Raw genomic sequence first — 15,167 nt, forward strand, 5'->3', positions numbered from 1 at the left:
TCAATGGCGGAAGAGGCGTACGCCGGTTCGTGACAGCGTGATTCCGCGGGCAGCGCACGCCTCGGCGACCTCGTCGGAGCGGATCGAGCCGCCGGGTTCGGCGATGTGGGCTACGCCGTGGCGGTGGGCTTCGTCGATGTTGTCGACGAAGGGGATGGCGCCGTCGGAGACCATCGCGACGCCGGTCAGCGGCTCGGCCGAGCGGCGGGACCACCATTCGTCTGCTTTCTCGCCGGCCAGGCGGACGCAGTCGACTCGTGACTGCTGGCCGGCGCCGATGCCGATCGTCGTACCGTCCTTCACCATCGCGACCGTGTTCGACTGCGTGTACCGCGCCACGATCATCCCGAGCAACAGGTCGCGGGCTGCTGCATCCGGCACGCCCGGATCCAGCAGCTCACGAGTCAACGGCCGGTCGTCCCGCTGCTGCGTCAGCCGTAGCCCGTACACCTCGCGCACCTCGTGCTCCGGAGGCTCGAAGGACGCATCGGCTTCGAGGACGAGAAAGGTCCCGCGTTTCTTCCCGGCCAACACTCCGACGACGCCTTCGGCGTACCCGGGCGCAATGATCCCGTCGCTCACGACCCGCTTGAGCACGCCCGCAAGCTCGGCATCAACCGGATGCGACACCGCAACGAAGTCGCCGTACGACGACTTCGGATCGGCATCACGGGCACGCACATACGCCGCGCTCACCGAGTCCGCGAGCGCAGCACCGGCGGGGGAGACGTGCTTGTACGACGCCGCCGTGACCAGCCCGAACGCCCCAGCCGCCTCCCGCACGAGCTGCCAACCGGTGAGCGCATCCAAGACATTGATGTACGACGGACTCCCGCTGACGACTGTGAACGGCGCCCGACCGGACACCGGGGTCATCGTGGCGGACTGGTGTGGGTTCATTCCATAACGCATCCAGCGACCTCCGAGATCGAAACACATCGGAGGCGCCCAGGCGGACGACGCCTTGCTTGCCGGCCGACCGCTCCCCGGTGGTACTCCACCCTCGCCAGTCGCGGTCGTTCGGCAGTCTATTCGAGCACCCCGCACACGTACGATCCGAGCATGGGGATCTTCTCTCGCAAGGCGGTGGATGTCTCCAGGCTTCGGCTTGATCAGGCGTGGGCCGATCCCGAGCTCGATCGGGCGTACGCCGCTGTGCGGGCGGGGGATCTGTCGACGGGGATGGCGTTGCTGAAGGCGACGCCGGTGAACACCGGACTGCGGTCGGTGCGGGTGGTGGGACTCGGCCGGGCGGCCGTTGGGCACAGCGAGCAGTTGGAGTTGCGGCTGGAGGCATTGCCCGGGGATCCGGATCTGTTGCTGTGGCTCGGGCAGACGATGGTGTTCGAGGCCTGGGAAGTGCGGAGCGGGAGTCTCGCGAAGTACGTCTCCGAGCAGCAGTTCACGTCCTTCCACGACGTCCTCGGGACCGCGGGCGCAGTACTGAATCATGCGATCGATGCGGCGCCCGACGATGCGGCCCCGTGGGAGGTGCTGCAGTGGGCCACGGTCGGACTGCAGTCGTCGATGGAGGTGAAGGACACGGTCTTTCGGTCCGCGGTGGAGCGGCATCCCGACAGCTACGCCGCGCACAGCGGACGGGTGCAGGTGCTGGCCCCGAAGTGGTCCGGCCTGGAGCTCGCCGAGCTCGTGCACTTCGGGCATCAGGTGGTGGCGAACGCACAGGGGGGTAGCGCCTTGTGTGCCGTCACCGCGCAGGTGATCAACGAGGTGTGGGTCGACGTATTCGGCGACAGCGAGCTCTCCCGGCTGCAGCGCGGCGCCCGCCTGACGCGCGAGGTCTCGAACCGGCGGGAGGAACTGCTGGCCGCCCGGGACAAGTGGTGGACCCCCGGACGCGAGCAACAACCGGAGGACATCTCCGCCCACGGTGCGATGGCGTTCGCGTTGAAGGCGGTCGGCGCGAAGGCCGCCGCAATGGAGCACGCCGCCCTGACCACAGGCCGGATCGAGAGCCTGCCCTGGGGCTACACCAACGACCCCGACCCCCTGACCGCCTTCGCGACGGCGGTGGCACACCAGATGTCCTGAGACCCGGCGCGGTCGGACGAGGGCAGCGTTGTTGATTTACGAGGAATAGAGTGACCGGCATGGTCGATGTGAAGCCACGGAGCCGGACGGTGACCGACGGGCTGGAGGCGACCGCATCGCGCGGGATGCTTCGCGCGGTCGGGATGGGTGACGACGACTGGGCCAAGCCACAGGTCGGAGTCGCGTCGAGCTGGAACGAGATCACTCCATGCAACCTGTCCCTGGACCGGCTCGCGAAGGCGGTCAAGGAAGGCGTGCACGCGGCCGGCGGCTATCCGCTGGAGTTCGGCACGATCAGCGTGTCCGACGGCATCTCGATGGGCCACGTCGGCATGCACTACTCGCTCGTCAGCCGCGAGATCATCGCCGACTCGGTCGAGACCGTGATGGAGGCCGAGCGGCTGGACGGCTCGGTGCTGCTGGCCGGCTGCGACAAGTCGCTGCCCGGCATGCTGATGGCCGCGGCCCGGCTCGACCTGGCCTCGGTCTTCCTGTACGCCGGTTCGATCATGCCCGGCAAGCTCGGCGACAAGGACGTCACGATCATCGACGCGTTCGAGGCGGTCGGTGCCTGCCTGCGTGGCCTGATCACGCAGGACGAGGTGGACGCGGTCGAGCGCGCTATCTGCCCGGGCGAAGGTGCCTGTGGCGGCATGTACACCGCGAACACCATGGCCGCCTCCGCCGAAGCGCTCGGTATGTCGCTCCCCGGCTCGGCCGCACCGCCCGCGGTCGACCGACGTCGCGACGGCTACGCGCGCAAGTCCGGCGAGGCCGCGGTCGGCCTTCTGCAGAAGGGGATCACGGCCCGCCAGATCCTCACCAAGGAAGCGTTCGAGAACGCGATCGCCGTCGTGATGGCGCTCGGTGGCTCGACGAACGCCGTACTGCATCTGCTCGCGATCGCGCGCGAGGCCGACGTCGACCTGACCCTGGCGGACTTCAACCGGATCGGCGACCGGGTCCCGCATCTCGGCGACCTCAAGCCGTTCGGGCGCTATGTGATGACGGACGTGGATCGCGTCGGCGGCATCCCGGTCGTCATGCGTTCGCTCCTCGATGCCGGCCTGCTGCACGGCGACTGCCTCACCGTCACCGGCAAGACGATGGCCGAGAACCTCGCCGACATCGCGCCGCCGGATGTCGACGGCACGATCATCCGCGCGCTGGACAAGCCGATTCACGGCACCGGCGGCATCACGATCCTGCACGGCTCGCTCGCTCCGGAGGGCGCGGTGGTGAAGAGCGCCGGCTTCGACTCCGACGTCTTCGAAGGTACGGCGCGAGTCTTCGACGGCGAGCGCCCCGCCATGGACGCGGTCGCCGGACTCAACCCCGGTGACGTCGTGGTGATCCGCTACGAAGGCCCGAAGGGCGGCCCCGGGATGCGCGAGATGCTCGCGGTCACCGGCGCGATCAAGGGCGCGGGCCTCGGCAAGGAGGTCCTGCTGCTCACCGACGGCCGTTTCTCCGGCGGTACGACGGGACTCTGCGTGGGCCATGTCGCGCCGGAGGCCGTCGACGGCGGCCCGATAGCGTTCGTCCGCGACGGCGACCGGATCACGCTCGACGTCAAGAACCGCACGCTCGACCTGCACATCAGCCCGGAGGAACTCGAACGCCGCAAGGTCGGCTGGACCCCGAAGACCCCGGCGATCACCAAGGGCGTGCTCGGCAAGTACACCCGCCTGGTCCGCTCGGCCTCCGAAGGAGCTGTCTGCATCTAAGACAGCCATCTCACGATATGAGAGAACGCCGAGCCGAACTTGACCCGATCGCATTCCGTCGGCGACTGTTGCCTACATGCGATCGATTCTCCTCGTACTTGTGCGGCGCGCCGACTGACGCGACCACCGAGTCGAGCGCGCCCCTTCAGCCAACCGGCGGAAGGGGTTTTTTGTTGCCAATGCGACTATCTGCGACCCAGATATCGCCAAGCGACAGCCACAAGCGAGGATGGATCGGTCGCGACCAGCCAGATCGTCAAGGCCATATCGTGACAGGACTGAGGGAAGGCACTCATGAGTGAGCAGCTGACCGGGGCACAGGCTCTGATCCGCGCACTGGAACATGCCGGAGTGGACACCGTCTTCGGCATCCCGGGTGGCGCGATCCTCCCGGCGTACGACCCGATGCTCGACTCGACCCAGATCCGCCACATCCTGGTACGTCACGAGCAGGGCGCCGGCCACGCCGCCCAGGGGTACGCCTCGGCGTCCGGCAAGACCGGCGTGTGCATGGCGACCTCCGGGCCCGGCGCGACCAACCTGGTGACGCCGATCGCGGACGCGTACATGGACTCGGTCCCGCTGGTCGCGATCACCGGCCAGGTGGCCAGCGCCGCGATCGGGACGGACGCCTTCCAGGAGGCCGACATCCGCGGCATCACGATGCCGATCACCAAGCACAACTTCCTGGTCAACGACCCGAACGACATCGCCACCACGGTGGCCGAGGCGTTCCACATCGCCTCGACCGGCCGGCCCGGTCCGGTGCTGGTCGACGTGACCAAGGACGCGATGCAGGCGCGGGTCGACTTCCAGTGGCCGACCGAACTGTCGCTGCCCGGCTACCGGCCGGTGACGCGGCCGCACCCCAAGCAGGTCCGTGAGGCGGCCCGCCTGATCGCCGCGGCCGAGAAGCCGGTCCTGTACGTCGGCGGCGGTGTGATCCGGGCTCAGGCCCACGCCGAGCTGAAGGAACTCGCGGAGCTCCTCGGCATCCCGGTGGTGACCACGCTGATGGCCCGCGGCGCGCTGCCGGACACCCACGACCTGCACTTCGGCATGCCGGGCATGCACGGCTCGGTCTCCGCGGTCGGCGCGCTCCAGCGCTCCGATCTGCTCATCTGCCTGGGGGCCCGCTTCGACGACCGGGTGACCGGCAAGCTCGACTCGTTCGCCCCGGAGGCGAAGGTCATCCACGCCGACATCGACCCGGCCGAGATCGGCAAGAACCGGGCCGCCGACGTGCCGATCGTGGGTGACTGCAAGGAGGTCATCACCGACCTCATCGCCGCGCTCCAGACCGAGATCGCGAACGCCGGCCGGACCCCGTCGTACGACACCTGGCGGCACCAGCTCGAGGCCGTGCGGGCCAAGTACCCGGTCGCGTACGACGAGCCCGAGGACGGCAGCCTGTCCCCGCAGTACGTGATCGAGCGGATCGGCCAGATCGCCGGCCCGGACGCCATCTACACCGCGGGCGTCGGCCAGCACCAGATGTGGGCCGCGCACTATCTCCCGTTCGAGAAGCCGCGCCACTGGCTGAACTCCGGCGGCCTCGGCACGATGGGGTACGCCGTTCCGGCCGCGATGGGAGCAAAGGTCGCCCGGCCGGACAAGACCGTGTGGGCGATCGACGGTGACGGCTGCTTCCAGATGACCAACCAGGAGCTGGTCACCTGCGCGCTGGAGGGCATCCCGATCAAGGTTGCCGTGATCAACAACCAGTCGCTGGGCATGGTCCGGCAGTGGCAGACCCTGTTCTACGACAAGCGCTACTCCAACACCGACCTGCACTCGGCCCGGATCCCGGACTTCGCCAAGCTGTCCGAGGCGATGGGTGGCGTCGGGCTGCGCTGCTCCGACCGCGACTCGGTCGACGCCACGATCGAGAAGGCGATGGCGGTCACCGACGCGCCGGTGGTGGTCGACTTCGTCGTGCACCGCGACGCGATGGTCTGGCCGATGGTCGCGGCCGGCACCAGCAACGACGACATCCAGATCGCCCGCGACATGGCGCCGGCCTGGGACACCGAGGAGCTCTGACATGACTGAGCGAAGCGAAGGCATCAGAGAGCACAGTGAAGCCGGTGCTTGCTCATCGGCGCCCGGAGCGAAGCGAGGACGTCGATGAGCAAGCACACTCTGAGCATCCTGGTCGAGAACAAGCACGGTGTGCTGGCCCGGGTGGCGGCGCTGATCTCGCGCCGCGGGTTCAACATCGATTCCCTCGCGGTCGGTCCGACCGAGCACCCGGAGGTGTCCCGGATGACCATCGCGGTCAGCGTGGACGAGCAGCCTCTGGAGCAGATCACCAAGCAGCTGAACAAGCTGGTGAACGTGATCAAGATCGTCGAACTCGAGCCCAGCCAGACCGTGCAGCGTGAACTGCTGCTGGTGAAGGTCAAGGCGGACACCCTGACCAGGGGACAGGTGCTGGAGACCGTCCAGCTGTTCCGTGCGAAGGTGGTGGACGTGGCTCCGGACGCGATCACGATCGAGGCGACCGGCAATCCCGAGAAGCTCGAGGCCATGCTGCGGGTGCTGGAACCGTTCGGCGTTCGCGAGCTGGTGCAGTCCGGCATGGTGGCGATCGGCCGGGGCAGTCGCTCCATCTCCGACCGCACGCTCCGGCCGGTCCCGGTGCCACCGCCGCACGTCGCGTCGGGTCCCCCGAACCTGCAGGCGCAACCCGCCGAGCGCCCCCATCACCCGGTGCCGGCGCCGCCGCCGGGCCGACCCGCGGCCCCGGCCCGCCAGGGCTGAGCCGACAACAAGCGCCGTACCGAATATCTACAGAGGAGAAGAGCGCCAAAGTGGCTGCTGAAATGTTCTACGACGACAACGCCGACCTGTCGGTGATCCAGGGCCGCCACGTGGCCGTTCTCGGCTACGGCTCCCAGGGCCACGCGCACGCGCTGTCCCTGCGCGACTCCGGCGTCGACGTCCGGGTGGGCCTCCCCGAGGGCTCCAGGAGCAGGGCCAAGGCCGAGGCCCAGGGCCTGCGCGTACTCAGCCCGGCCGAGGCGGTGGAGGAGGCCGACGTGATCGTCGTCCTCGCGCCGGACCCGGCCCAGCGCAAGCTCTACAAGGAGGCCATCGAGCCGAACCTGGTCGACGGCGACGCGCTCGTCTTCGGTCACGGCTTCAACATCCGGTTCGGCTACATCAAGCCGCCGGCCGGCGTGGACGTGTTCATGGTCGCCCCGAAGGGCCCGGGCCACCTGGTCCGCCGTGAGTACACCGAGGGTCGCGGCGTACCCGTGCTGGTAGCGGTCGAGCAGGACGCCACCGGCAAGGCGTGGGACCTCGCGCTGTCGTACGCCAAGGGCATCGGCGGCCTCCGGGCCGGCGGCATCAAGACCACCTTCACCGAGGAGACCGAGACCGACCTGTTCGGTGAGCAGGCCGTCCTCTGCGGTGGCGTGTCCGCGCTGATCCAGAACGGCTTCGAGGTACTGACCGAGGCCGGCTACCAGCCCGAGGTCGCGTACTTCGAGTGCCTGCACGAGCTCAAGCTGATCGTCGACCTGATCTACGAAGGCGGCATCGCCAAGCAGCGCTGGTCGGTCTCCGACACCGCCGAGTACGGCGACTACGTGTCCGGGCCCCGCATCATCGACGCGTCGGTCAAGCAGCGGATGAAGGAGGTCCTCGGCGACATCACCGACGGCACCTTCGCGGCCCGCTTCATCGCCGACCAGGACGCCGGCGCGCCGGAGTTCGCCGAGTTCCGCAAGCAGAGCGAGTCGCACCCGATCGAGGCGGTCGGCAAGGAACTGCGCGGCCTGATGGCCTGGGTCAAGTCCCACGACGAGGACTACGTGGAGGGCACGGCAGCCCGCTGACACCCACCTTGTGATAGGCCCGGACCATCCAAGTGGGTGGTCCGGGCCTGTTCTTTGGCACAATCGGTGACGATTGTGGTCTGGACTGGTGATGGTGGGGGAGGTGAGCCTCGGTGGAGGACGGCAGGCATGCGCTGCCGCGGCCGCCCCGGCGCGTGCCGGTGGGCGCCGGCGTCCTCACCCAACTGCAGATCCCGATCCCGCGGGCCCCACGCCGTCGACGACGGCCTCCGCGGAAGTTCGGCCGGTTCCTGGCCGGACTCCTCGTCGTACTGCTGATCCTCGGCGCCGGCGCTTCGGCCGGCTGGCTGATCCGCGCGCAGAGCCTCAAGATCGACACCGCGAAGGTCCTTGACCTGGCCGGCCCGGGAGTTGTCCGGGTCCTGGCGACGACGTGCGCGGGGAACGGTGAAGCGAGTGGAGTCGTGATCGGTGCCGGGCTGGTCCTGACCGCCGCGTCCGCGATGAAGCAGTCGCTCTCGATGGCGATCGTGACCCCGGACGGCCGGATCCGCCGGGCCAACCTGCTCGGGACCAGTGCGGACGGAGTCGCCGTACTGCGCATGATCGGGCGGCTCGACGACGACCCAGTGTCGCTGGCGCCCACGGACCCGGACCGGAAGGCCGAGCGTGCCCACATCGGCTACACCGCGGCCGGGAGGCAGGCCGTCCAGAAGGTCGGTACGACGGATCGCCCGCGGGCGCTGACCGAGATCATGAACACGGCCAAGCTCGGTGGGCCGGTCCTCGACAAGTCCGGCCAGGTTGTCGGCCTGGTCGTCGGTGACACCGCCGCGACCGCGAGCATCGTCCCGGTCGCCCGGTTGCGCGAGTACGTCGTACCGAACGCGCCGGCGCTCACGCCTGAACCGGGCGGCACCTGTGACCGGTCGCGCGGACCGCAGACCCCGATCGTGCCGGAACTGCTGGTCTCGAAGACCAAGCTGGCGATCGAGGCGCAGGGACTGCTCGGCACCTACCTGACCCTGATGAACCAGCACGACTTCAGCGGGCTGCGGACGGCCTACTACTCCAAGCGGCTGCTCGGTGCGCTGTCGGAGAAACGGGACCGGGACAGCCACCAGACGACGTACTTCTTCGGCGCCAGGATCACCGAGGTGACCACCAACGCGCTGGGCGTGAACGTCCGGATGATGTTCACCGTGCTGTTCTCGCCGAACTCGAGCGGCGCGAAGGGTCAGACCTGCAACCGGCTGGACGTCCGCTACCGTGTGGTCCGGGAGGGCAACCGGCTCAAGGTCGACCAGGGCAGTTCGGTGAACCTCCCGCAGAGCTGCGACACCGACTGACCGTCATTCGGGTCGCCCGGCGGGTCTGACCGGCGACCAGGTACTATCTGACCAGCGGGCACAGCGCGGTGCTCTGAACTTTCGAGCCCCTACCGCTTCTGCAGGAGACTTCTCCCATGACTGACGTAACCCGGCCCGTCGTCCTGATCGCCGAAGAGCTGAGCCCGGCCACCGTCGAGGCCCTCGGCCCCGACTTCGAGATCCGGCACACCAACGGCGCCGATCGCGCCCAGCTGCTCCCGGCCATCGCCGACGTCGACGCCATCCTGATCCGCAGTGCCACCAAGGTGGACGCCGAGGCGCTGGCCGCGGCCAAGCGCCTGAAGGTCGTCGCCCGGGCCGGTGTCGGCCTGGACAACGTGGACGTGAAGGCCGCCACCCAGGCCGGCGTGATGGTGGTCAACGCGCCGACCTCCAACATCGTCAGCGCCGCCGAGCTCGCGGTCGCGCTGCTGCTGGCCACCGCGCGCCGGGTCCCGGCCGCCGACCAGTCGCTGAAGAACGGCGAGTGGAAGCGCAGCAAGTACTCCGGTGTCGAGCTGTTCGAGAAGACCGTCGGCATCGTCGGCCTCGGCAAGATCGGTGTCCTGGTCGCGCAGCGGCTGGCTGCCTTCGGCATGAACGTGATCGCCTACGACCCGTACGTGCAGGCCGGCCGGGCCGCTCAGATGGGTGTGCGGCTGGCGTCCCTGGACGAGCTGCTCGCGGCCAGCGACTTCATCTCGGTGCACCTGCCGAAGACCCCGGAGACGATCGGCCTGATCGGCGACGAGGAGCTGCACAAGGTCAAGCCCGAGGTCATCGTCGTGAACGCGGCCCGCGGCGGCATCGTCGACGAGCAGGCGCTCTACTCCGCGCTCAAGGAAGGCCGGGTGGCCGGCGCCGGCCTGGACGTGTTCGCGTCCGAGCCGTGCACCGACTCGCCGCTGTTCGAGTTCGAGAACGTGATCGCCACCCCGCACCTGGGCGCGTCCACCGACGAGGCGCAGGAGAAGGCCGGCATCGCCGTGGCCAAGTCGGTCCGGCTGGCGCTGTCGGGCGAGCTGGTGCCGGACGCGGTCAACGTCCAGGGCGGCGTGATCGCCGAGGACGTCCGGCCGGGCATCGGCCTGACCGAGAAGCTGGGCCGGATCTTCACCGCGCTGGCCGGCGGCGTCGCGCAGCAGCTCGACGTCGAGGTCCGCGGCGAGATCACGCAGTACGACGTGAAGGTGCTCGAGCTGGCCGCGCTGAAGGGCGTCTTCGCCGACGTGGTCGAGGACAACGTGTCGTACGTGAACGCGCCGCTGCTGGCGGCCGAGCGGGGCCTCGAGGTCCGGCTCGTCACCGACCACGACAGCCCCGAGCACCGCAACCTGATCACTCTGCGCGGGACCCTTGCCGACGGCATCCAGGTGTCGGTGTCCGGCACGCTGATCGGCGTCCGGCAGTCGGAGCGGCTGGTCGAGATCGACGGGTTCGACGTCGAGATCGAGCTGTCCGCGCACCTGGCCTTCCTCACCTACGAGGACCGGCCGGGCATCGTCGGCCAGATCGGCCGCATCCTCGGCGACGCGGAAGTGAACATCGCCGGCATGCAGGTCAGCCGGGACCGCAAGGGCGGCAAGGCGCTGGTCGCGCTGGCCGTCGACTCGGCGATCGCGACCGGCGTACTGGACGACATCGCCGGTGCGGTGCAGGCCGACACGGCTCGCACTGTGGACCTGGAAGCGTAATTCAGACGAACGACTGATTTACTGGAGGCGGTCGGCCGCCCGCAGGCGCATGGCGGCCGGCAAGGGCCCGAGCCACCTATGGCTCGGGCCCGCCTTGGTTCTCGGCTGTTTCAGTGCCGGGTGGCCAGCAGTACGGCGGCGTCCGGCGCGACCATCACCTCGACGGTGGTGAACCGCTTGTCCATCAGCCACTCCTGCCGGAGCGTGTCGACCCGGCCCTCGTACATGGGCGGCCAGACCGCCGATGGCGTGAAGTCGTCCAGGACGACGAAGCCGCCCGGCTCGACGACGTCCGCGATGATGTCGCGGGCCGACAGCTTCGCCTCGCGGGCGTCCACGAACAGCAGCGCGAACGGGCCGCGCTCGATCAGGGCGGTCCAGTCGGCCGACACGACCTCGATCCGCTCGTCGGCGGCGAACAGCTCCGCCACTGCCTTCGCCAGCTGCGGGTCGCTCTCCGCGGTGACGATGCGGGTGCTCTCCGCGGCGCCGCTGCGCAACCAGGCGGAGCCCACGCCACAGCCGGTCCCGAGCTCACCGAGCAGACCGGTCCTCGACGCGGCGAGAGTCGCCAGCAGCCGGCCGGTCTCGTTCCTGGTGGAGCTGACGAATCCACGTCGGCCCGACAGGCTGAGGGCCGCTGAAACCAGCGGCGGTAGTTCTGGAGGAGCACTCACCGGTTGAGAGTTGCACAGCTCTGGTCCAGCGCCTGCACCGGCATCTCACATTCCGGGACATCGTGCCCGCATAGTGGTGAAATAGTCGGACGTCAGAGTAAATTCGTCGGCATCCTGCCGCCCGCATCCTGTCTGGGGAGGAGCAGCATGTACGACATGTATCCGGCCAACTGGCCCGCGATCGACGCCCGGGAACGGAAGGCGACCCGCCGTCGCCGTCCGGCGCGCCGGGGGAGCGTGACCGCGTCCGAGGCCAGGGCCGTCCAAGAGGCTATGAACCGCCGTGACAATGGGGGAGAACCCAAGAAGTGAGCGACAAGAAGAACTTCACGCTGGCCGTGGTCCCCGGTGACGGTATCGGTCCGGAGGTGACCACCGAGGCGCTGAAGGTGCTCGACGCGGTAGCCGCGCAGCACGGCGTGACGTTCGAGCGGACCGAGTACGACCTCGGCGCGAGGCGCTGGCACGCGACCGGCGAGACGCTGCCGGACGCCGAGCTCGAGGAGATCCGCAAGCACGACGCGATCCTGCTCGGTGCGGTCGGCGACCCGTCGGTCCCCTCCGGGGTGCTCGAGCGCGGCCTGCTGCTGAAGCTCCGGTTCACCCTCGACCACTACGTGAACCTTCGCCCGTCGAAGATCTACCCCTCCGTCGGCTCCCCACTGGCGGACCCGGGCGACGTCGACTTCGTCGTCGTCCGCGAGGGCACCGAGGGCCCGTACGTCGGCAACGGTGGCGCCCTGCGAGTCGGTACGCCGGCCGAGATCGCCACCGAGGTCTCCGTCAACACGGCGTACGGCGTGGAGCGCGTGGTCCGGGACGCGTTCGCCCGGGCACAGGCGCGGCCGCGCAAGAAGCTCACGCTGGTGCACAAGAACAACGTCCTCGTGTACGCCGGCCACCTGTGGAAGCGGACCGTCGACAAGGTCGCCGCGGACTTCCCGGAGATCGCGGTCGACTACCTGCACGTGGACGCGGCGACCATCTTCCTGGTCACCGACCCGGCCCGGTTCGACGTGATCGTCACCGACAACCTGTTCGGCGACATCATCACCGACCTGGCGGCCGCGATCAGCGGTGGTATCGGGCTGGCCGCGAGCGGCAACATCAACCCGGACCGGACCGCGCCGAGCATGTTCGAGCCGGTGCACGGCTCCGCGCCGGACATCGCCGGTCAGCAGAAGGCCGACCCGACCGCGGCGATCCTGTCCGCGTCGCTGTTGTGCGACCACCTCGGTCTGACCGAGGCCGCGGCGGCGATCGAGGCGGCTGTCACGGCCGACATCGCGGAGCGTACCGGCGCCGTCCGGAGCACCGCGGAGATCGGTGACGCCATCGCCAAGCGCGCGATCGGCTGACGCTCGCATGACCAGTCAGCCAAGAGGTACGGTGCGGCTATGAGCGCCGATCTGCGATTCACCGTTGAGCCAACCACCCATGCGGCCAGCGACGACCAGCGCGCCACGATCCTGGCGAACCCGGGATTCGGGCAGTATTTCTCCGACCACATGGCGATCGCCACCTGGACCAAGGAGAACGGCTGGCACGACGCGAGGATCACCGCCTTCGGACCGCTGGAGCTGTCTCCGGCCACCGCGGTGTTCCACTACGCCCAGACCATCTTCGAGGGGATGAAGGCCTACCGGCATCCCGACGACTCGATCCACATGTTCCGTCCCGAGGCCAACGCCGCCCGGTTCGCGAAGTCGGCGCGCCGGCTCGCGCTGCCCGAGCTGCCCGAGGCCGCCTTCCTGGACTCGCTGCGCAAGCTGGTCGAGTTGGACAAGGCCTGGGTCCCCGGTGGCGGCGAGACGTCGCTCTACCTGCGGCCGTTCATGTTCGGATCGGACCCGTTCCTCGGCGTCCGGCCGTCCGCGGAGGTCACGTACTGCGTGATCACGTCCCCGGCCGGCTCGTACTTCGCCAACGGCGTCAAGCCGGTGCGGATCTGGCTGAGCGAGGAGTACACCCGGGCGGCCCCCGGTGGCACCGGCGCGGCCAAGACGGGCGGCAACTACGCCTCGTCGCTGATCGCGCAGGCCGAAGCCATCGAGCAGGGCTGCGACCAGGTCGCCTTCCTCGACGCGGTCGAGAAGAAGTGGATCGAGGAGCTCGGCGGGATGAACCTGTACTTCGTCCTCGACGACAACTCGGTCGTCACGCCGGAGCTGTCCGGCACCATCCTTGAGGGCGTCACCCGGGACTCGATCCTCAAGCTGGTCACCGACCTCGGCCACACCGTCACCGAGCGGAAGATCTCGATCGACGAGTGGCGCGACGGTGCGGCGTCGGGCAAGATCCGCGAGGTGTTCGCCTGTGGCACGGCCGCGGTGATCACCCCGGTCGCGTCGCTGAAGTGGAAGGACGGCGAGGTGCAGGTCTCCGACGGCAACGGTGGCCCGGTCACCGCCGCGGTCCGCAGCGCGCTCCTCGACGTCCAGTACGGCCGCACCCCCGACACCCACAACTGGATGACCAAGGTCTGCTGATCTTCAGTTGCGACGGCCCGGTGGGTGTTTCCACCGGGCCGCCGTTGCGTTCAGCTGCGGGTCGTGCTGCGGGCGACTCCGGCCACGGTGACGGCCAGCATCCACAAGCCGAGGGCGACGGCCGGTGCGCCGGTCCAGTCGGCCTCCCGCGTCGCCGACTCCGGCTGGTTGACCAGGATCACGAACGTCGCCACCAGGCCGGCGGTTCCGGCGATCAGCGCGACCAGAGTCTCCGGCGGGACCAGCAGCAACGCCAGCGCGAGCAGCAGGAAGAGCAGGAACAGAACGGTGCCCAGAGCACCCATCGGCGAGTCGGCTCCCGGCGTCAGGCCGAACAGGCTGATCCCGCTGTAGATCCTGATCGTCGACCGCGACGATTCGCCGTGCGTGGTCAGCCAGGTGGGTGCGAGCGTGACCAGCAGCGCCAGTCCGATCGCGAATCCCATCAGCCGGAACTGCAGCCGCTTGAGCTCCCCGTTCGGGCGGAAGAGCGCCGTACGGACGTCGTCCTCGAAGGCGTCGCGGCGTTCGGCCTCGCTCACAGCACGGTCCCTTCTCAAGCGGTCGTTTTCACAGCATCCTTTCAGGATGCCGGGTGCACCGGTTCGATAGGGTCGGGCGGCATGAGCAGCTTCCCGGACGAGGTCGAGGGCTACTACGCCGAGCTGGCCGAGCGGCGTGACTGGTCGCCCGAGACGGTGGCCGCGATCCGGTCGACCGTCGAGCTGATCCGCGACCTCGACCGCGGTACTGCGCCTCGCACGTACGGCGCGCTGGCCGACGAGGAAGGCACCGACTGGCTGTACGAGGCGGTCTGGCACGAGCGGGAGTGGGTCGTCGTCCGGCAGCTCGGGGCGGCCGAGGACGGGACCATCACCAGGTACTGGTGGCAGCGGCTCGAGGACGACGAGGGCATCCTCACCGACCAGGCCCTGGACCGCGACGAGTGGGCGCTGCGCCCACTCAGCCGCGAGGACTTCTACACCGCCTGGGACGACCCAGGCTGCTCCCTAACCACCCTGACCGCCTGACCCCCGCACCCCCACCCCCACCCCCACCCCACCCGCCCACGCCACCCGCACCGGCCCTCCGGTCCCGAGGAGAGATCCGGCTCCTCTGTCTGATGTGTGGGTCGGTTTCGGCCGGTCTCGTTCCGGGACAGCGCGTCGTACTGCGCTGGTCGCGGCGGCCGCGGACACCATCTGGGGATCGCGGACAGGAAATACCTTGTCCGAGGTCCCCGGTTCCTGTCCGCGTCCCCACCGCAAAGCCGTCCGAGGGCGAGCCCGGTGCGGCCGGCGCACGGCACCCTGCGATATGAACGGACAACCCCTGGAATTGCTGGTTGTCCG

12 protein-coding genes, 1 pseudogene and 1 riboswitch are annotated in these 15,167 nt (G+C 69.1%); of the genes and pseudogenes, 10 read left to right on the forward strand and 3 right to left on the reverse strand.

The genetic code is table 11. The features are described 5' to 3' along the window. Window positions 1-912 carry a 5-aminoimidazole-4-carboxamide ribonucleotide transformylase gene (locus AB0I34_RS07115; protein ID WP_360440777.1) on the reverse strand — a complete coding sequence of 304 codons (912 nt, stop codon included), beginning with the start codon at window positions 910-912 and terminating at the stop codon, window positions 1-3. A 27-nt stretch (window positions 913-939) separates the two neighbouring features. Next, a riboswitch (ZMP/ZTP riboswitch) is annotated at window positions 940-1,024 on the reverse strand. Window positions 1,025-1,062: 38 nt separating this feature from the next. On the opposite strand from AB0I34_RS07115, the gene AB0I34_RS07120 reads away from it, so the two are divergent. From AB0I34_RS07120 to serA, 7 genes and pseudogenes are all read left to right on the forward strand, one after another. After that, the gene (locus AB0I34_RS07120; RefSeq protein WP_360440780.1) at window positions 1,063-2,052 is read left to right on the forward strand and encodes a hypothetical protein; all 990 of its coding nucleotides are present in this window, start codon (window positions 1,063-1,065) and stop codon (window positions 2,050-2,052) included. A 59-nt stretch (window positions 2,053-2,111) separates the two neighbouring features. Continuing rightward, window positions 2,112-3,779 carry a dihydroxy-acid dehydratase gene (gene ilvD, locus AB0I34_RS07125; protein WP_360440783.1) on the forward strand — a complete coding sequence of 556 codons (1,668 nt, stop codon included), beginning with the start codon at window positions 2,112-2,114 and terminating at the stop codon, window positions 3,777-3,779. 294 nt (window positions 3,780-4,073) lie between these two features. Then, window positions 4,074-5,822 (forward strand): acetolactate synthase large subunit, encoded by a 1,749-nt coding sequence (locus AB0I34_RS07130; protein WP_360440786.1) that lies wholly within the window; start codon window positions 4,074-4,076, stop codon window positions 5,820-5,822. Between the two features lie 84 nt (window positions 5,823-5,906). Beyond that, a pseudogene (gene ilvN / locus AB0I34_RS07135) lies at window positions 5,907-6,410 on the forward strand (acetolactate synthase small subunit); the annotation flags it as partial. A gap of 194 nt (window positions 6,411-6,604) precedes the next feature. Continuing rightward, a complete protein-coding gene (gene ilvC, locus AB0I34_RS07140; protein WP_360440819.1) occupies window positions 6,605-7,624 on the forward strand; it encodes a ketol-acid reductoisomerase in 1,020 nt (339 codons plus the stop codon). Between the two features lie 113 nt (window positions 7,625-7,737). After that, window positions 7,738-8,934 carry a serine protease gene (locus AB0I34_RS07145; RefSeq protein WP_360440789.1) on the forward strand — a complete coding sequence of 399 codons (1,197 nt, stop codon included), beginning with the start codon at window positions 7,738-7,740 and terminating at the stop codon, window positions 8,932-8,934. A gap of 116 nt (window positions 8,935-9,050) precedes the next feature. Continuing rightward, on the forward strand, window positions 9,051-10,649 hold the full coding sequence (serA, locus tag AB0I34_RS07150) for a phosphoglycerate dehydrogenase (RefSeq protein ID WP_360440792.1): 1,599 nt from the start codon (window positions 9,051-9,053) through the stop codon (window positions 10,647-10,649). 110 nt (window positions 10,650-10,759) lie between these two features. Here the strand turns inward: serA and AB0I34_RS07155 are convergent, their stop codons facing one another. Further along, entirely contained in the window at window positions 10,760-11,326 is a 567-nt protein-coding gene (locus tag AB0I34_RS07155; RefSeq protein ID WP_360440795.1) for a class I SAM-dependent methyltransferase, read from the reverse strand. Window positions 11,327-11,634: 308 nt separating this feature from the next. On the opposite strand from AB0I34_RS07155, the gene AB0I34_RS07160 reads away from it, so the two are divergent. Continuing rightward, window positions 11,635-12,684, forward strand: a complete 1,050-nt coding sequence (locus tag AB0I34_RS07160; RefSeq protein ID WP_360440798.1) for a 3-isopropylmalate dehydrogenase — start codon at window positions 11,635-11,637, stop codon at window positions 12,682-12,684. Window positions 12,685-12,723: 39 nt separating this feature from the next. After that, a complete protein-coding gene (locus AB0I34_RS07165) occupies window positions 12,724-13,815 on the forward strand; it encodes a branched-chain amino acid aminotransferase (RefSeq protein ID WP_360440801.1) in 1,092 nt (363 codons plus the stop codon). A 50-nt stretch (window positions 13,816-13,865) separates the two neighbouring features. Here the strand turns inward: AB0I34_RS07165 and AB0I34_RS07170 are convergent, their stop codons facing one another. Beyond that, the gene (locus AB0I34_RS07170; RefSeq protein ID WP_360440804.1) at window positions 13,866-14,357 is read right to left on the reverse strand and encodes a hypothetical protein; all 492 of its coding nucleotides are present in this window, start codon (window positions 14,355-14,357) and stop codon (window positions 13,866-13,868) included. 81 nt (window positions 14,358-14,438) lie between these two features. Here AB0I34_RS07170 and AB0I34_RS07175 point away from each other — a divergent pair, with 81 nt between their 5' ends. Further along, on the forward strand, window positions 14,439-14,846 hold the full coding sequence (locus tag AB0I34_RS07175) for a hypothetical protein (RefSeq protein WP_360440807.1): 408 nt from the start codon (window positions 14,439-14,441) through the stop codon (window positions 14,844-14,846). Window positions 14,847-15,167: the final 321 nt, after the last annotated feature.

It is taken from the genome of Kribbella sp. NPDC050281 (genome assembly GCF_040655855.1).
GTDB lineage: Bacteria > Actinomycetota > Actinomycetes > Propionibacteriales > Kribbellaceae > Kribbella.